Source organism: Agathobaculum sp. (genome assembly GCF_034098985.1).
Lineage (GTDB): Bacteria > Bacillota > Clostridia > Oscillospirales > Butyricicoccaceae > Agathobaculum.
This window is the reverse complement of record NZ_JAXEOA010000014.1, coordinates 101,832-119,564: the sequence shown is the minus strand read 5'-3', so window position 1 is coordinate 119,564 and position 17,733 is coordinate 101,832. Positions and strand designations below refer to the sequence as shown.

13 protein-coding genes, 1 tRNA gene and 1 pseudogene are annotated in these 17,733 nt (G+C 54.9%); 12 read left to right on the top strand and 3 right to left on the bottom strand.

The genetic code is table 11. The annotated features are described in order from the left end of the window. Positions 1-2 precede the first annotated feature (2 nt). From SO058_RS04365 to SO058_RS04340, 6 genes are all read left to right on the top strand, one after another. A complete protein-coding gene (locus SO058_RS04365; RefSeq protein WP_320841775.1) occupies positions 3-773 on the top strand; it encodes a 5-deoxy-glucuronate isomerase in 771 nt (256 codons plus the stop codon). A gap of 23 nt (positions 774-796) precedes the next feature. Continuing rightward, positions 797-1,915 carry a glycerol dehydrogenase gene (locus SO058_RS04360; RefSeq protein ID WP_320841774.1) on the top strand — a complete coding sequence of 373 codons (1,119 nt, stop codon included), beginning with the start codon at positions 797-799 and terminating at the stop codon, positions 1,913-1,915. Positions 1,916-2,282: 367 nt separating this feature from the next. Further along, positions 2,283-3,299: a sugar ABC transporter substrate-binding protein gene (locus tag SO058_RS04355; protein WP_320841773.1), complete on the top strand. Its 1,017-nt coding sequence runs from the start codon at positions 2,283-2,285 to the stop codon at positions 3,297-3,299. A 115-nt stretch (positions 3,300-3,414) separates the two neighbouring features. Next, positions 3,415-4,926: a sugar ABC transporter ATP-binding protein gene (locus tag SO058_RS04350; protein WP_320841772.1), complete on the top strand. Its 1,512-nt coding sequence runs from the start codon at positions 3,415-3,417 to the stop codon at positions 4,924-4,926. Further along, entirely contained in the window at positions 4,916-5,923 is a 1,008-nt protein-coding gene (locus SO058_RS04345; protein ID WP_320841771.1) for an ABC transporter permease, read from the top strand. The genes SO058_RS04350 and SO058_RS04345 overlap by 11 nt, the downstream gene beginning before the upstream one ends. Positions 5,924-6,106: 183 nt before the next feature. Beyond that, positions 6,107-6,880 (top strand): DeoR/GlpR family DNA-binding transcription regulator, encoded by a 774-nt coding sequence (locus tag SO058_RS04340; RefSeq protein ID WP_320841770.1) that lies wholly within the window; start codon positions 6,107-6,109, stop codon positions 6,878-6,880. 41 nt (positions 6,881-6,921) lie between these two features. Here SO058_RS04340 and SO058_RS04335 read toward each other — a convergent pair. Next, positions 6,922-7,035 (bottom strand): annotated as a pseudogene (locus SO058_RS04335) (AbrB/MazE/SpoVT family DNA-binding domain-containing protein); the annotation flags it as partial. 494 nt (positions 7,036-7,529) lie between these two features. Between SO058_RS04335 and SO058_RS04330 the strand changes: the two are divergent. Genes SO058_RS04330 through SO058_RS04315 form a run of 4 tightly spaced genes read left to right on the top strand, consistent with a single transcriptional unit; the run spans position 7,530 to position 11,610 of the window. After that, on the top strand, positions 7,530-8,030 hold the full coding sequence (locus SO058_RS04330; RefSeq protein WP_320841769.1) for a TRAP transporter small permease: 501 nt from the start codon (positions 7,530-7,532) through the stop codon (positions 8,028-8,030). Positions 8,031-8,033: 3 nt separating this feature from the next. Then, a complete protein-coding gene (locus SO058_RS04325) occupies positions 8,034-9,329 on the top strand; it encodes a TRAP transporter large permease (RefSeq protein ID WP_320841768.1) in 1,296 nt (431 codons plus the stop codon). Between the two features lie 37 nt (positions 9,330-9,366). Beyond that, on the top strand, positions 9,367-10,425 hold the full coding sequence (locus SO058_RS04320; RefSeq protein ID WP_320841767.1) for a TRAP transporter substrate-binding protein: 1,059 nt from the start codon (positions 9,367-9,369) through the stop codon (positions 10,423-10,425). 45 nt (positions 10,426-10,470) lie between these two features. Further along, positions 10,471-11,610, top strand: a complete 1,140-nt coding sequence (locus tag SO058_RS04315) for a restriction endonuclease (RefSeq protein ID WP_320841766.1) — start codon at positions 10,471-10,473, stop codon at positions 11,608-11,610. A 586-nt stretch (positions 11,611-12,196) separates the two neighbouring features. Here the strand turns inward: SO058_RS04315 and SO058_RS04310 are convergent. Further along, a tRNA-Arg gene (locus SO058_RS04310) sits at positions 12,197-12,273 on the bottom strand. Positions 12,274-12,425: 152 nt separating this feature from the next. On the opposite strand from SO058_RS04310, the gene SO058_RS04305 reads away from it, so the two are divergent. Then, positions 12,426-14,396: an LTA synthase family protein gene (locus tag SO058_RS04305; RefSeq protein ID WP_320841765.1), complete on the top strand. Its 1,971-nt coding sequence runs from the start codon at positions 12,426-12,428 to the stop codon at positions 14,394-14,396. A 69-nt stretch (positions 14,397-14,465) separates the two neighbouring features. Next, positions 14,466-16,391, top strand: coding sequence for an LTA synthase family protein (locus tag SO058_RS04300; RefSeq protein ID WP_320841764.1), 1,926 nt, complete (start codon positions 14,466-14,468; stop codon positions 16,389-16,391). A gap of 37 nt (positions 16,392-16,428) precedes the next feature. On the opposite strand, the gene SO058_RS04295 is transcribed toward SO058_RS04300, so the two are convergent. Further along, positions 16,429-17,676, bottom strand: coding sequence for a M16 family metallopeptidase (locus SO058_RS04295; RefSeq protein ID WP_320841763.1), 1,248 nt, complete (start codon positions 17,674-17,676; stop codon positions 16,429-16,431). Between the last annotated feature and the right edge of the window lie 57 nt (positions 17,677-17,733).

The window sequence follows — 17,733 nt, the reverse complement described above, 5'->3', positions numbered from 1 at the left end:
CTATGAAAAAATACAACATCACCCCGTTTCGGCCGGGCTACAACACGGTTGCCGGACCGTCCTTGGGCGACGATGAGCTGCAAATGGAATTTGGCTTTCTCGCGCTCGCGGGCAAAACGGTTTACGAAAACGCGCAGCCGTTCGAGCGAGCGTTCCTACTAATCTGCGGCGACGTGACGTTTTGCTGGGAGGGTCGCAGGGAGCGCGTCTCGCGTGGCCTGTGGCGTGACTGTGGGCCATACTGCCTGCACGTGCCGGCGGGCGTTCGGGTGCGCATCGAGGGGCACGCTGACCACAGCGAGCTGTCCGTGCACCAGACCGAAAACGAAAACGCGCTGCCCTGCCGGATGCTGACGCCTGCGGACGCAAAGGACGTGCGACGCGGCGCGGACACGCTCGAGGGCAGCACCGAGCGCATCGTGCGCGATATCATCAGCCAGGACACCTGCCCGGACTCCAATCTGGTGCTGGGCGAGGTCATCCTGAAGCCCGGGCGGTGGGGCGGCTATCCCAACCACTACCACCCGCAGCCCGAGGTGTTTTTCTTCAAATATTATCCGGAAAACGGCTTCGGGATCGCCAACGTCGGCGATCAGGCCTATCTGACCACGAACAACACGGCGGTCAAGATCACCGAAAACTGCGACCACCCCTGCGTCTGCGCGCCGGGCTACTGGCAGTACAGCATCTGGTGCATCCGCAACCTGCCGGGCAACCCCTACATCAAGCCCACGTTCAACGAGCGCTTCAAGGCGCTGAACGCGGGCTGGTAACCGGACCGTCTGGAGGCAAAAACATGGCAAACGTCAGCATCTTTCCCGGTAAATACGTGCAGGGCAGAAGGGCGCTCGAGGAGATCGGCATTCACCTCGCGGCATTTGGCACGCGATATCTTGCGGTCGTCAACCCGACGATCGGACAGGCGTGCATGGACGAGGTTGTGGGCGCGCTGCGCCGCGGGCTGGACGACGGGCAGCTCGTGCTGGTCGAGGGCGGTGTCGAATGCTGCATGAGCGAGATTCGACGCGTGGAACGCCTGATCGGAGAAAACCACTGTGACGCGGTGCTCGGCATCGGCGGCGGCAAGACGCTCGACACGGCCAAGGCCGCGGCCTATTACGCCGACGTGCCGGTCGCGGTCGTGCCGACGGCGGCGTCCTCAGACGCGCCGTGCTCGGCGCTTGCAGTCATCTACAATGAAAAAGGCCAACTCGAAAGCCGCCTCAAGCTTCGCCGGAACCCCGACCTGGTGGTAATGGACACGGGCATCATCAGCCGCGCGCCCGCGCGCCTGCTCGCGGCGGGCATCGGGGACGCGCTCGCGACCTATATCGAATCGCGCCGCTGTGTGCTGGCAAACGGGGACACGGTCGCGGGCGGCAAGGTGTCGCTCACCGCGGCCAGCATGGCGCGGCTGTGCTACGATATCCTGCTGCGCGACGGCCGCAAGGCGGTGCAGGCAGTGCAAAATGGCCTGTGCACGCTTGCGGTCGAAAATATCATCGAGGCGAACACGCTGTTGTCGGGCGTGGGCTTTGAAAGCGGCGGCAAGAGCGCCGCACACGCCATTCACGACGGCCTGACCTGGCACCCGTCCTGCCACTGTATGCACGGGGAAAAGGTGGCGTTTGGTACGCTGGCCGAACTGGCGCTCGAAAACGCAGACGACAGCGAGCTGGAGAACGTGTTGTCGCTCTGCGACGATATCGGCCTGCCGATCACGCTGGCCGATATGGGCGTGCGCGAGATCGTGCCCACGGAGCTCCGCGCGGTGGCGGAAAAGGCCACAGAATACGGCGAAAGCATCTATAACACCAACATCGCGGTCGATGCGGACATTGTGTACGACGCTATTCTGGCCGCCGATGCGATGGGGCGCGCGTTCCGCGAAAAGCGCGGCACGGCCGTGGGCTGATTGTCACGGGTGGCACATAGCCCTGATAGATAACCTCTCTCTTTCTCTTCTCTCTTCCCGCGCCGTGCAAAATGGCGCACGGAAAAGCGTCCGGTTTTATCCCGGACGCTTTTCTGTTTCCGGGTGCGCGCGGGAAAATGCACAAGAAAAGACAAACAGGGGAGAAAGGGCAGGCAAAAGGCAGTGGAACAGCGCAAGATTTTCCTTTCGGAATGTGCAATCTTTGGATATAATCACAATATAAAACAGAAAGACTCAAAGAAGTTATAGCAAAACGACAAAGAACAGCAATAACACGGCAGACTAAGAGGAGAGTGACCACTTTTCTTTTAGATAAAACCGCAAAGACAGAAAGGAGCAAAAGAGGATGAAAAAGGCATTGGCATTGTTTTTGGCACTGATGATGATGGGGCTGGGCGCAGGCTGCTCAAATGGGGAACCGGACGCGCCGGCAGAGCCCGATCCGGGCGCGGCCGCCGATCCGGGCACGAACGAGCCCGCTCCCAAGGATGACTACAAGCTTTGCGTGATTCTGAAAACACTGGCCACGGAGTATTGGGGCTACATCGGCGCGGGCGCCGAGGCGGCCGGTCAGGAGCTCGGTATCGATGTGGAGGTCATTGGCGCGGCGAGCGAGACCTCTTATGACGAGCAGATCAGCATGATTGAAACCAAGATCAGTTCGGGCGAGTACGACGGCTTTGTCATCGCGCCGCTACAGGCAGACATGGTTTCGACCATGATTGCGGACGTGGACGTGCCGGTCGTGTCGGTCGATACCAAGATCGATTCGCCCAAGTGCCTGTCCTTTGTCGGCACCGGCAACGAGCCGGCCGGCGAGGTCGGCGGCAAGGCGGCGGCCGAAGCGTGCAAGGAAGCCGGGCTGCCGATGACCGCGGTGTGCATCATGGGCGTGCAGGGCGACACGACGACCGAAACCCGTCTGGCCGGCTACAAGAAGGGCTTTGAAGACGCGGGCGGCGAGATCGTAGCCGTGCAGTATTGTGATTCCGACCCCAACAAGGCCGCGGCCATTATGGAGTCGGTCATGCAGAACTACCCGGACGGCGTGGGGGCGGTGCTGGTCAGCGGCGACGACTACGCGATCGCGGCCAACCGTGTCACCAAGGGCAACGCAGCGTTTGAGAAGACCGTGTTTGTCGGTTTTGACGGCATCCAGTCCGCGTGTGAGGCTATTCTGGACGGCCGCGAGACGCTGTCCGTTGCACAGGACCCGTACGGCATGGGCTTTACCTCAGTCGAAGCGTTGCTACGCGCGGTTAAGGGCGAAAAGCTGGATGAGTTCATCGACACCGGCGCTTCGATCGTCAGTCCGGAAAATGCCGCTGAACGTCTTGCGCTGCTGAAGAGCTATACCAAGTAAAAAATCCGGATATGGGGTATGCTGCGCAACCCATGAACCAGCCTGCCCTGCATGACCTTAACGTTGTGCGGGGCAGTGTCATGAACAGCTTTTCTGGAGCGTGAAGGAGACCGAAATGAGTGAGTATGTAGTTGAAATCAAGAATATGACCAAGCGATTTCCCGGCGTCGTTGCTTTGCGCGATATGTCGCTCCAGATAAAGCCCGGCGAGATACACGGCCTGATCGGGGAAAACGGCGCGGGCAAGTCGACGCTCATCAAAGCGCTCACCGGCGTGCATCGTGCAGACGAAGGGCAGATCTTCGTGGATGGGAAGGAGTGCAAATTCAGCAATCCCAACCAATCCAAGGCGGCGGGCATCGCCTGCGTGTATCAGGAGCTGAACATCGTCAAGCTGCTGAGCGTGACGGACAATATTTTCATCAACAACCATGTGAAAAGCAAGGGCTGTTTCTTGGATTACCGCTCCATGAAGCAGAAAGCCCGCGAGATCATGCATTTTCTCGGGCAGGATTTGGATGTCAACAAGCCCGCAGGCACGTTTGGCATGGGCGTGCAGCAAATGATAGAAATCGCGAAAGCGGTACTAATCGACGCCAAGCTCATTGTGATGGATGAACCGACCTCCTCGCTCGGGGAAAAGGAGGTTGACCAGCTCATGAAGACCTGCCGCGACCTGAAAAACCGCGGCATAGCCATTCTATTCGTGTCGCACAAGCTGGAGGAGCTGTTTTTGCTTTGCGACCGCGTGACCGTCATGCGCGACGGCGAACATATTGCGACCGACGATATCGGCAACTGGACCAACGATACGCTCATCACTGCCATGGTCGGCCGCTCGCTTGACAACATGTATCCCAAGGTGGTGTGTGAAAAGGGCGCGTGCGCGCTGAAAGCCGAGCACTTGACCGAATACGGCGTTATCCGCGACGTATCGTTTGAGGCGTACCGCGGACAGATATTGGGATTCGCGGGGCTGGTTGGCGCGGGGCGCACCGAGACCATGCGTGCAATTTTCGGCGCCGATCCCTTGGACGAAGGGCAGATCTGGATCGACGGCAAGCCGGTGCATCTCAAGAGTCCGCGGCAGGCGATCCGGTCGGGCATTGCATTTCTCACCGAGGACCGCAAGGGACAGGGGCTTGTTCTCGCGCAACCGGTGCGCACCAACCTGATCTTGGCAAATATGCGAGGTTTTTGCAGCAAAGGCTGCTTTTTGGATGAAAAACGGATTCGTCAGAGCGGCGAAAAGAACGTTTCAGCGCTGCGGATCAAAACACCGTCCATCAATGAGATCGTCGGGCAGCTCTCCGGCGGCAACCAGCAAAAAGTAGTTATCGGCAAATGGATTAACACTGACGCCGAGGTCTACATATTTGACGAGCCTACGCGCGGTATCGACGTCGGCGCGAAGGTCGAGGTCTATCACGTAATGAATGACCTGGTCAAACAGGGGAAATGCGTGATTATGGTATCGTCCGAGATGCCGGAAATCCTCGGTATGAGCGACCGGGTGGTGGTCATGCGCGAGGGGCACGTAATGGCCACGGTCGACCGTGGCAGCAGGCACTTTAACCAAGAATCGCTGATGAAAGCCGCATGGGGAGGAAGCTTAGATGACGAATGAGAATAAAATTACTGTCAAGGACGTGGTGTCCAAGCTTGGCACGCTGATCGCACTGTTTATCCTGTGCGTAATCCTCGCCTTTGCGACGCCGAATTTCCTGAAGCAAAGCAATCTGATGGCCGTGCTCAAGCAAACGACAAGCAACGCGCTGATCTGCGTTGGTATGCTGATGTGCCTGATCACCGCCGGCATTGACCTTTCGGTCGGTGCAAATGCCATTACGGTTGGCTGTGTGATGGGCATGATGCTTAAACATGGCATTACAAATCCGGTGCTGCTGCTGGCCGCCGGGCTGGGCTTCGGCACGTTGATCGGCTGGATTAACGGCACGTTGCTGACCCGTCTGCACCTGCCGCACCCGTTTGTTTCCACACTCGGTATGAAAAATGTGCTGTGCGGCTTCGCACTTTTGATCGTCGATTCCAAAATGGTCTCGGGATTTCCAGATGGGGTCACATGGCTGGGGTCGGCGACGCTGCCTAAAAGCGTTCCGGTCATTGGAGGCTTTCCGATCTGCTTCCTGGTCGTTATCCTGATCTATGTCGTGATGCATATTTTCCTGACGCACACGTCGCTTGGCCGCGCCATCTACTGTGTCGGCGGCAACCCGGACGCGGCGCGCATGTCCGGCATTAATTCAGCCAATGTTCTGACTTTCTGCTACACACTCTCCGGATTTATGTGCGCGGTGGCCGGTATCGTGCTGGTCGGCCGAACAGGCGTGGCCAACGGCGCGAACGCGCTCCAGCCCTATGATACGGACGCGATCGCGTCCTGTATTATCGGCGGCGCGTCCTTTATGGGCGGCAAGGGGACGATGGTCGGCACAATGATCGGTGCGCTCACCATTGCCATCCTGCGCAACGGCCTGACGCTGCTCAACGCTCAATCGGATATCCAGTATATCGTCATCGGGTTTGTTATCATCTTTGCGGTCCTAATTGACGTGGTCCGCGCCCAGATGGAAGCACGGGCACGCCGGCTGGCGGCCAAGTGAACGGATAGGCTCAAACGTTTTCAGTGGCAAGCGGGAGTGGAAATAGAAATTATATGTGCATTTGGAAAGAATCTCTTGTATTTATCTGACAAGTTCAGTAAGATGTTGATAGGGAAAGAAAATGTGCCGGCAAACAACTGAAATGCACAAAAAACGACAAAATTCGACAAAGGCGGCGAGGCTATGACACTTCCGGCAGAACGTAGACAGCAGATTGCGAATATCGTCAAAGAGCGAAAGGGTGTGACCTGCGTTGAACTTTGCAGACACTTCGGCGTATCACCCGGCACGGTTCGCAAGGACTTGGAAACGCTCGAGGAACAGGGATGCCTGCAACGGACCTATGGCGGCGCTGTCCTCAGCGAACCTACCCAGGAAAAGACGGTAAGGTTTGCTGAACGGGAGGTAATTAACGCCGAGATTAAGGAGCGGATCGGTGCGTGCGCTGCGGAGATGGTGTGCGATGGGGAGACAGTGTTCATCGACGCGAGCACGACCTCGCTGTTCGTCGCCAAGCATCTCAGAGGTCGGCGCGGGCTTACTGTTATTACGAACGCCGAGCGCGTTGTATCGACGCTGTGCGACGAGGTAGGAATCCGAGTGATTTGTACGGGAGGCGAGTTGCGTAAAAGCAACTTATCCTATGTGGGCGAGACGGCGGAGGCGCTGATCCGCGATGGGTTTTATGCGGATAAAATGTTTTTCTCCTGCTGTGGTATATCCAAAAATTTTGGAATTTTTGACGCAGTGGAGTCCGAAGCCAATATCAAAAAAGCGATGTTCACTTCGGCTAAAGAAGTGATTCTTCTATGCGACAGTTCGAAGTTTGAAAAGTTAGGATTTCCCAAGCTGGCTGATTTTGATTTGGTACAAGCAGTCGTAACTGAACTGCCAGTAGATAGCACATGGGCCGGTCTATTTGACGAACGCGGGATCCGTGTGCTGACAGCTCAGTAAGACTGAATTGAAAAGACGTACAGCCTTTCAAGCTGTGCGACCACGATGATTTCTAGTGAGTCTATCACTTCAATGTCGAGTGTGCGGCGCGGCTCAATCGGTAAGACAATGTAGCCTAGTTCGTTTATCTTTCTGACAATACCTGTCGACTTCATTTGAGCCTATCTGCGAGACAAAAACCAATAAGACTAAAGCCCCGGACAATCGTCCGGGGCTTTCCTATTACCCACCCCTCGCGTGCGCGAGGGGATTGCACGTGCCTAATGCCTGTCAAATTTCGTGAGGCAGATCTGTGGTGACTATTAAATTTTCGATGTGGATGAAACGTCAGATGCAACAAACGTTTCAAACAAAACATATCTCAATGCAACGAAAAAAACACGCGCTTGGCCAATTACAGAACGTTTCTTGTCAATAGTGGACAAAAAATGAAAACCTCTCTTGTTAACAAAGAAAATTCTCGACATTGCACACAAGTAGGCATATTGTTTGCGCAGGTAGCAGGAAAAGACCGAAAATCGAATAAAACCCAGGTCAAATTGACTGGATGCATCGCATGTGTCGAGCGGAAAGGAGGGGCAGAGCGGCGGCTTGTAAAAGCCCAAGTACTCAGCGCTGCCGAACGGTTTTTTAGAAGGAGGGAACAATATTGAGAATCGTCAAATGGTTAGACGAGCATCTGGAAGAAGCGCTGTTAATTATACTTCTGATTATTTTAACCTGTTCCTCGGGGATTCAGGTGATTATGCGCTATGTTTTCAACAATTCATTGGTTTGGAGCGAAGAAATTTCAAAATACGCTTTTATTTGGTCCGGCTTTTTAAGCATTGGCTATTGTATTCGCAAAGGCTTATCTATTAAAATCGACGCGCTGATACAATTGCTTCCACAGTTTTTGCAAAAGTTGTTTTTCGGAATTGGAATGGCGGTTCTTCTAGCGCTGTTCATTATTCTAACCAAAGCGTCCTTGCTGATTGTGACGCAGGCTATCGCGAGCGGGCAGACCAGCCCCGCCCTTCACATTCCCATGGGCTATATTTATTGCGGTCCCGTGATTGGTTTTCTCTTGGCGATTTTCCGTATTGTTGAAATATTTGTAAAATGGCTGTTCGGAAGAACGCCAGAACTTCATACAAAGGAGGAGGTGTAATTCATGTCGACTGGGTTGTTTTTTGCAATCTTTGCTGTTTTTCTTGCAGCAGGAATACCGGTTATCGGCGCTTTTGGCGGGCTAGCGATCCTGCCAAATCTGATGAACGGTGCCTTTCCCTATTCTCTGGACGCGGCTGTGCGAAGCATGGTTGGCGCGCTGGACAGCTTTCCCCTTCTCGCGGTGCCACTGTTTATGCTATCCGGCATCATCATGGCGCTCGGTGGCGTTTCTGAAAAGCTGTTCAATTTTTTTGCCTATTTCATTGGCAATAAAACCGCCGGATTTCCCTGCGCAGTCATCGTGACCTGCCTCTTTTATGGCGCGATCTCGGGTTCGGGGCCTGCGACTACTGCAGCTGTCGGCGCGATGGCTATCCCATTTTTGACGGCAATGGGATATGACGCATTGTTTGCAACCTCGCTTGTCGCCGTATCAGGCGGGTTGGGCATTATCATTCCGCCTAGCATCCCTTTCATCGTCTTTTCCTCTACGGCTGGTGTGTCTACTTCCACGCTATTCATCGCGGGCGTGATCCCAGGACTGCTCATCGGCGCCTGCTTGATGGTTTACACCTATTTTTACTGCCGTAAACACGGAGAAGACAAGGAAAAACTTCGAACAAACTATGCCGCAATTCGCAGCAAGGGCTTTTTGCCACTTCTGAAAGAGAGCATTTGGGCACTGCTTACACCGGTAATTATTTTGGGAAGCATCTATGGTGGTATCGCTTCTCCTACCGAGGCTGCAGTAATTTCGGTGTTTTATGCGTTGATTATCAGCCTGTTTGTTTATAACACCATAACACTCAAGGATATTCCCAATTTGCTGATGGAAACCGTAAAAACCTATGGGCCTATTTTGTTCGTAATTGCCAGCGCTGTGGCGTTCAGCCGTGTTTTAACCATGCTGCGCATCCCGCAGGAAATCAGCGAAGGGCTGCTTTCCGTCCTGTCTAACAAAATCGTGATCCTGCTGGTCGTCAACCTCATTTTGCTGGTAGCCGGCATGATTATGGACGCGCTGCCAAATATCATGATCCTCACGCCGATCCTGCTGCCGGTTATGCAGGCGATCGGCATTAACCCGATTCATTTCGGCGTATTCATGATTGTCAATCTCGCAATCGGTTTTGTAACGCCGCCAATGGGCATCAACCTTTACGTGGCCAGTTCGATGACAAAGATTCCGGTAACGCAAATCGCGCGTATGGCCCTCCCGTTTATTGGGGCGTTCTTGGCTGCACTGGCGATGATTACTTTCATCCCTCAGATCAGCTTGTTCCTAACGCAGTTGTAACTATTTAAAACATAGGAAAAGAAAAGGAGATCGGAACATGAAAAAGACCAAGAAATTATTTAGTTTAACAAGTATGCTGCTTTGCGGGGCTATCCTGCTTTCCGCCTGCGGCACGCCGGCACAAAACGCGGACGTGGCTGAGCCTGCTGACAATGGAGACGCAAAGAATACGGCGGTTACCTATGAATTCACCGCGGCCTGCAATGTGCCAGAAGACACGCTCAACTATGCAATTTTCTCGAAAATGAAAGAGCTGCTTGAAAAGGACGAGCGTATCAAGTTTAACATTTATACAAACGGCCAGCTTGGCGGCGACCGTGAAATGATGGAAGGGCTGGTTGCTGGAAATATCGACTTTGTGACAACAATCACTGCCGGTATCATCGACTTTATTCCGGAAGTCGGCGTGTTCGATATGCCCAACGTGTTTCCCGATGTGGAAACCGCCAGAAAGGTTTTGGATGGAGACTTCAATACCGTAATGAGTGAAAAATATGAAGCCGGCGGTATCAAACTTTTAGGCACGGTCGATTCCGGCTTCCGTCAGCTTACCTCCAACAAGCCAATTCAAACGATCGACGACCTCAAGGGCCTCAAAATCCGCACGACCACCAATAAAAATCACATTGCATACTGGACTGCTCTAGGCGCGAACCCCACGCCGATGGATTTCGGCGAAGTCTATATCGGCTTGCAGCAGGGCACGATCGACGCGGAGGAGAACCCCTATGACTTTATCGTAAGCAACAAATTCTATGAAGCGCAAAAATATGTGGTGGAGACCAACCACGTAATCCATGCCACCGTTTTGATTGCAAATAATAAAACGTATCAAGCTTTGCCGGACGATATTAAGGCATTTGTTGACCAGTGTGCGGCAGAAGCAATTGCCAGCACCCGTCTGCTCTCCGACAAAAATATTAAGGAGAAAAAGCAGTTTGTGCAGGACAACGGCATGACCATCCTTGTTCCGGACGACGCACTGCGCGCTGCGATTAAGGAACGTGCAGAAACCGTGTATGACAGTATTCGCCAAGCTGTGGGTAACGATTTGGTCGACAAACTGCTCGAAGAAGTAGAGAAGGCATCCCATTAAGAACGTTGATATTTTACGGTACAATGAACAGGAATGAGGGCAATTATGCTGGATATCATTATAAAAAACGGCCAAGCGCTGGATCCGCTGCTTGGAACTTGCAGCGGGATGGACATCGCGATACAAAACGGGAAAATTGTTAAAACCGATGCCAAAATCGAGGAAAACGCCAAAATCGTATTGGATGCGGCGGGCTGTCTGGTTTCGCCGGGACTGATCGATTTTCATATTCATATGTTCCGTGAGGGCTCGGAGCATGGTATCGACGGGGACGTCGGCCTGCTTCCGAATGGCGTTACTACCGCGGTTGATGGCGGCACTTGCGGCGTCAGTAACTATCGCGCATTTCATAATACCACGGTTGCACATTCGCTGCTGCGCGTCAAGAGTCTTGTTAACGCCTCGTCCACTGGACTGATGAGCACGTTATACGATGAAGTCGTCGATCCCAGGTTTTTTGACATTGATAAGCTTCAGGCGCTTTTTCAGGAATATCCGGATGAGATTGTTGGGCTTAAAATCCGAACTTCAAAGCAAATCACCTGCGGTCTGACGAGCGAACCGCTCGCTGGCGCGATTGAGGTGGCCGAAAAGCTGGGCTGTCCAGTGGTCGTGCATGTCACCAACCCTTCGATCGACTGCGCGGAAATCGCGCGAATGTTGCGTCCGGGCGACGTTTTCTGCCACGCGTTCCAAGGACGAAACAACACCATCATCGGGGAAGATGGAGGGATAAAGCCCGAGGTTTGGGAAGCGCAGCGGCGCGGCGTCCTGTTTGACGCTTGCAACGGAAGCTGGAACTTCTCGTTCGACGTGGCGCGCCCCGCGCTTGAGCAGGGATTCCTGCCGGATATTATCAGCACGGATCTTAGCTGGTCTTCTTTCTATAAGCACCCTGTCATTTCACTACCATTTATTATGTCAAAATACCTGAATATGGGTATGTCACTTGAGGATATTTTCAGTCGAACCATCCTGCGTCCAGCGCAATATTTGGGGCTTGAACAGGAGCTTGCGACGCTTCGTGAGGGCTCGGAGGCCGATGTGGCAATCTTCCGCATCTCCGAGCAGGACGCGGTGTTCTATGACTGCGACCAAAAGGAACTGCGCGGCAGCCGCCTGATCATCCCACAGGCCACGATCAAGGGCGGAAAAATGATGTACCGGCAAAGCACACTAGTCTGATTACCGCGCGGTCAATTACTCAATGTGGGACAAAGAGGAGTACATCAAAAACGAAAGCAAACACATCTGAACCATCGCGCAGATTGAGCATGTCGATGTCGTCCCAGACTTAGAGGCTATTGCGGCGCTGCCCGTTATTTTCGGTTTTGCCATTTGCCCCCAACGACTATGCAATGAGCATGAACACCCGGGAATAACATTTTACGGCCGCCTCCCCCTGAGACTAAGGCAGTAATAAAATCGGCGAAATTCTTAAGAAAACCGGCAAGCCTTTTGGTGTGTCTGGCGCATATAGGGAGCAGTTCGTTGCCGACTGGCTTCAGCGCGGTGTTAATTGGATGTGCATGAATTTTGATTTTAACTATATTGTCAACCGCGACAACGCGGTGCTCCGACAGCCCTGGACAATTGTCCGGGGCTGTCCTATCAGCAAGCAGGCAAAAAATAGGGCGCACCCAATAGAAAGGGTACGCCCTTTTTCTGCGCTGGAAACACCAAACAAACACCAAGCACAATTTCAAAAGAATCAAAATCGCCTTAAAAGTACGAAAAAGCCGCTATTTCTTTCGAAATAACGGCTTAATCTTGGTACGCCAGAAGGGATTCGAACCCCCGACCTTTTGGTTCGTAGCCAAACACTCTATCCAGCTGAGCTACTGGCGCATATCACAATTCATTCAACTGCCTAAATAGAATACCACAAAGTTTTCCACGTGTCAATCATTTTTTTCAAATTGTGTATGGTTGGTTGTGTAAAAGTCAAATTCGTGTTAGGATATAGAAAAAACGGTGTGATTTTGTCGAGGAAAGATACCATGCAATTAATTGATGTCCCCCAAAAACCGGGGGTGGATGTGCGTCGGGATGTGCTGTGGGGCGCTTTTTTTCTCAGTGTTCTGTGGTGTGAAGCGGTGTTTCGTTTTACACTCGCTTCTCCGGCGTTTTCCGGACTGCTGTTCGGCACGCTATTCGCGGGCGCCTATGCGCTGTTTGCGTGCGGTGTTTCCATGCTGCTGCCGCCGCGCGGCGCGCGTGTTTGGACGGTCGTGGCTGCGGCTTCGCTTTGGTTTTTTTACTTATCGCAGGCTGTGTATTACCGCGTATTCCAGACCTGCTATCCGGTCTATTCCATGCTCAACGGCGGGCAGGTGATGGGTTTCTGGCGGCAGATTCTCTCCGCGTTTGCCGACCGCTGGTGGCAGTGCGCGCTTATAAGCGTGCCGCTGATCCTGCTGTTGACCTACACACTAAAGCGTACTTACCGTCCGCGCGCGCCCCGCTGGGGAGTTACGCTGCTGTTCACCGCGCTGCTGTGGCACATGCTGGTGCTTTCCGCGGTTCCCGCGTTCGGGACGGGTGCGGGTACGCCCTACGACCTTTACTATAACGGTGGCAGCATCAAGCAGGCGGCGCAGCAGCTCGGTCTGATGAACGCCTTTCGACTGGATGCGGAGCGCACGCTGTTCGGCTTCCCGGCGGGCACGGGGCTACAAGCGGTCGAATTGCCGCCTGAGGAAGAGAAGCCATCCGGGGGAACGCCTGAAGAACGGGTCTATGCGCCGAACACGCTTCCAATTGACTTTGACGCGCTGCTCGCAAGCGAGACCGACCCGGGCGTACGCGAGCTGCACCGGTTTTTCTCGTCCCGCCAGCCGACCATGCAAAACGAGATGACCGGCATTTATCAGGGCTATAACCTGATCTACCTGACCGCTGAGGGCTTTTCGCCCTATGCAGTCGACCAGACGCTGACGCCCACCCTATATAAAATGGTGCACGAAGGCTACCAGTTCACCAACTTTTACAACCCCATCTGGAATGTGTCCACGATCGATGGAGAGTATGTCAACTGCCTTGGGCTGGTGCCAAAGGCGGGGGTGTGGAGCCTATACCAGTCGCGCGAAAACGCGCTGCCGTTTGCGCTTGGCAACCAATTTGAAAAGCGCGGCTATCAGACCAACGCTTACCATAATCATACGTTCGATTATTACCGCCGCGAGGTGTCGCATCCCAATTTGGGCTACACTTATAAAGGACTTGGAAGCGGCGTCAACGTCGAGGCGGTCTGGCCCGAATCCGATCTGGAAATGATGCGGGTAACCATGCCGGAGTATGTCGGGAATTCACCGTTTCACATTTATTATATGACAGTTTCCGGCCATATGGAGTATAATTTCTATGGCAATACGCAGTCGGCCCGCCATAAGGACGAGGTGCAGGGACTGCCGTATTCGGACGCGTGCAAGGCATATGTCGCGTGCAACATCGAGCTTGACCGTGCGATGGCCTATCTACTCGAGCAGCTCGAGCAGGCCGGGATCGCAGACAAAACAGTCATCGCCATGGCACCCGACCATTATCCCTACGGACTGACCAACGAGCAGATTAGCGAATTTCTAGGACATCCGGTCGACCCAGCGTTTGAGCTTTACCAATCGACGCTGATCCTCTATGTGCCCGGCATGGAGCCGCAGACAGTCGATAAGCTGTGCTGGAGCGCCGATATCATGCCGACGCTTTCCAACCTGTTCGGCCTGCCGTACGATTCCCGCCTCATGACCGGACGCGATATTTTTTCGGACGCGCCGCCTTTCATCCTGTTTGAGGACCGCTCCTTTATCACCGACCGTGTGCGCTATAACGCGAACACAGGTGAGGCTTTCTGGGCGGAGGGACAGCAGCCGGATGAGGAGTACCTTACGGCGATGCGGCAGGCTGTCTCCGCTGAATTTACGGCCGCTGCGCGTATCATTGAAACCGATTATTACCGGCATGTTTTGCCCTGAAAGCCGCGCCGCCGGCAGCGGGGACGGCTTTCCCTTGTCAAAACGTGAAAATGGGTGTATAACTGATTTATGCTGCATCAAGATGGCGCGCACCGGGGCACGCATACGGCGGACAGCCGACCCGGGAAAATATGGCCGTGGCGGCACAATCTTTTATGGGACATTCCTATCGGGCTGTTTCTTGCGCTCGGCATCTGGTTTTTATGTCTGAAAACCGCGCCGGTGATCCCCTCAACCTTTTTCACTATGCCGCTTTTAGGGCTTTTGAATTTTGTGCCCGTCGTGCTCGTACTGTTGGGCGCGGCGTGCCTGTTTGGAAACGTATTCGCGGGCGGGACGCTGACGCTCGCGCTGTTCGGCGTGCTTAATTTCGCCAACCGCCTCAAGATCGACGCGCGCGACGATCCGCTCGTGCCGCAGGATCTGACTATGGTGCGCGAGGCGCTTGAAGCCGCCTCCGGCTATGACCTGCAAGTAGACGGAGGCCTGCTCGCGCTGTGCGTTTTGGCAGGGATTGCAATGCTGCTGTGCGCCGCGTTGCTGCGGACGGAAAAGCTGCGTCTCCCGCGCGGGATTTGCTGGGGGATGCGTGCTGCGGGGTGCGTGGTGAGCGTGGTAACACTCGTATTGCTAACGCACACGGTATACGCTTCAGCGGATATTTACGCCTCTTTTCCGATCACCAACCGTTTCAATATGACCACGGTCTATAACGAAGCAGGCTTTAATTACAGCTTCCTGCACAATGCGACGCAGTATTCCGTCCAGAAGCCGACCGGCTTTTCCAAGACGGAAACCGAGCGGCGCATTTCGGAAACACCGGTGGGGGAGAACGATCCCAACCACGTCAATGTGCTGTTTGTGATGAGCGAGGCGTTCTGCGATATCACCAACAACGAGCACTTCACCTGGTCGCCCGGCAACGACCCGCTTCAGAATTTTAACAAGCTTAAAGGGTCGGACCGCGCGGTGTCCGGCCATTTGGTCGTCTATAACTATGGCGGCGGCACGGCCAACACCGAATTCGACGTGCTTACCGGTATGCAGACCGGTATGCTGTCGGACGCGGGTCTGTCCGCGTTCCGTGTGCTGCACAAGAACGTCAGCTCCGTGTTCCGCGAGGCGGCGGACGAGGGCTATCAGACGCAGTTCATCCATCCGGGCAAGGCATGGTTTTACAACCGTCAGAATATATACCGCTTTTTGGGAGCGGACGAGATCATTTTTGAGGATGCGTTTGAAGAGCCCAAGTATCGCGGCGGCTATATTTCGGATGAAACACTGACCGGATATGTGCTGCGAAACTATGAGCAGCACGCGGCGGCGGGGCAGCCGCAGCTGACTTATGTGACAACGATTCAAAACCACATGGCCTATTCGGACAATAAATACGGCGGCGTGGACGGCGTGCTGGCGGAGCTGGAGACCGACCAGCCGCTCGACGAGACAGCCGACCATATGCTTCGCGTGTACACCGAGGGCGTTCGCGACGCGGACAAGATGCTGGGTGAGCTGACCGCGTATTTTGAGACGCGGGACGAGCCCGTGTTGCTCGTCTTTTACGGCGACCACCTGCCCAGCATGGGCGAAGACTATCTATGCTACCGCGCGCTCGGCATGGACATGACGGACGACCCTGAAAGCGAGGCGTGGCTGACCGCGTATGCGCCGCCTTTTCTGATGTGGACGAACGAGGCCGGCGCCAAGGCACTCGATTTTAGCACGCTCGCTTCGCGGCTCGGCATTCCGGAGGACGGCAAGCTGAGCGCGTCCTATCTGGGCTCCGCTGTGCTCGACGCGATCGGCTGCGGACAGGACGATCCGTTTTTCCGCTTTGTGAGCGGAATGCGGAGGCAGCTCCCGGTCCTCCAGCGCGGCACCGCGGTCGACGCGCGGGGGGATTATCACAGCAGCATCCCGCCCGAATACGCGGACGCGGTCAGCGAATACCGCGACCGGGTGTACTACCGCATGAAATATGAGACAGTTCCATAAAAAAGCCGTGGGCGTATGCCCGCGGCTTTTTTATATTTCAGGAAAGCAGTTTGCGGTACACGTCCCCGCTGCCGGGTTGGCCGACCACGGAGAGCGACGCCTTGGAAAAATCGAACACCTGCCGCGCGAGGTGCAGCACATCGTCGGCCGTTACCGCGTCGTAGCGCGCAAGCACCTCTTCGATCGGGCTGACCTCGCCGCGCATCAACTCGCTCCGGCCAATGGTCATCATGCGGGTGCCCGTGTTTTCGAGGCCCATCAGTATCGTCGTCTTGACCTGCTCGCGGCAGCGCGAGAGCTCGTCGGCCTCGGGGCCGTCCTCGCAGAATGCGCGCAGTTCTTGTACGATCAGCTCGAGCGCCTTTTGTTCAGTCTCAGGGCTGAGGCCGGTATAGAACGAGAGGATGCCGGTGTCGAGATGCGGCGCGGTGAAGGAGTAAATGGAATAGCACAGGCCGTTTTGCTCGCGCACGGTCTGGAACAGGCGGGAGGACATGCCGCCGCCCAGAATGGAGGACAGCAGGTTCATTTCATATCGCTGCTCGGAAAGCAGCGATACGCCCGGGAATGTCAGGCACAGATGATTTTGCTCGATCTCCTTTTCACGCAGCAGAAGGCTGGGCTGGTAGAGCGCGGGTGTGACCGTGTTGCGGCCCTCCCCCTCCATTTGTGAAAACAGATCGCAGATATAATCGAGGTCGGCCTCCGTAAAGCTGCCCGACACCGAAATGACCGTGTCCGCCGGGCGGTAATAGTCGTGCAAGTAGGCGTGCATGGCCTCGGAATTGATGGTCTGCAGCGTTTCCGCAGTGCCTAAGATCGGGCGGCCGAGAGAGGAATCCCGATAGCACTGCTCGAACAGCTTGTCAATCGCCACATCCTCGGGCGAATCTTCGTACATGTCGATCTCCTCGAGCACAACGCCGCGTTCGAGCTCGATGTCGCTTTGGGCGAACAGGGAATGCATGAACATGTCGGCCAGGATGGATACGGCGGTTTGCAGCCTCTTGTCGAGCACTTTCATGTAATAGCAGGTGCATTCTTTGTCGGTAAAGGCGTTGGCCTGCCCGCCAAGCGCGTCCATGGCGATGGCAATATGCCGCGCCGAGCGCTTTTCCGTGCCTTTGAAGATCATGTGCTCGATGAAGTGCGAAATGCCGCCGAGTGCGGCCGGCTCATACCGGCTGCCGTTTCCGATCCAAATACCGACCGAGGCCGTCCGCACATGGTCGATCCGCTCCGAAATCAGGCGGACTCCGTTTGGCAGCACGCGTTTTTCATACATATCCTGTTTCCCCTTTTCTTGATATAGCTAAACGGCCGGGCGAGGCGCCCGGCCGTC

Bases quoted from the DNA above. Each gene is read 5' to 3' on its own strand.
- SO058_RS04365 (WP_320841775.1), top strand. From the start codon at position 3: ATGAAAAAATACAACATCACCCCGTTTCGGCCGGGCTACAACACGGTT.
- SO058_RS04360 (WP_320841774.1), top strand. From the start codon at position 797: ATGGCAAACGTCAGCATCTTTCCCGGTAAATACGTGCAGGGCAGAAGG.
- SO058_RS04355 (WP_320841773.1), top strand. From the start codon at position 2,283: ATGAAAAAGGCATTGGCATTGTTTTTGGCACTGATGATGATGGGGCTG.
- SO058_RS04350 (WP_320841772.1), top strand. From the start codon at position 3,415: ATGAGTGAGTATGTAGTTGAAATCAAGAATATGACCAAGCGATTTCCC.
- SO058_RS04345 (WP_320841771.1), top strand. From the start codon at position 4,916: ATGACGAATGAGAATAAAATTACTGTCAAGGACGTGGTGTCCAAGCTT.
- SO058_RS04340 (WP_320841770.1), top strand. From the start codon at position 6,107: ATGACACTTCCGGCAGAACGTAGACAGCAGATTGCGAATATCGTCAAA.
- SO058_RS04325 (WP_320841768.1), top strand. From the start codon at position 8,034: ATGTCGACTGGGTTGTTTTTTGCAATCTTTGCTGTTTTTCTTGCAGCA.
- SO058_RS04320 (WP_320841767.1), top strand. From the start codon at position 9,367: ATGAAAAAGACCAAGAAATTATTTAGTTTAACAAGTATGCTGCTTTGC.
- SO058_RS04315 (WP_320841766.1), top strand. From the start codon at position 10,471: ATGCTGGATATCATTATAAAAAACGGCCAAGCGCTGGATCCGCTGCTT.
- SO058_RS04305 (WP_320841765.1), top strand. From the start codon at position 12,426: ATGCAATTAATTGATGTCCCCCAAAAACCGGGGGTGGATGTGCGTCGG.
- SO058_RS04300 (WP_320841764.1), top strand. From the start codon at position 14,466: ATGCTGCATCAAGATGGCGCGCACCGGGGCACGCATACGGCGGACAGC.
- SO058_RS04295 (WP_320841763.1), bottom strand. From the start codon at position 17,676: ATGTATGAAAAACGCGTGCTGCCAAACGGAGTCCGCCTGATTTCGGAG.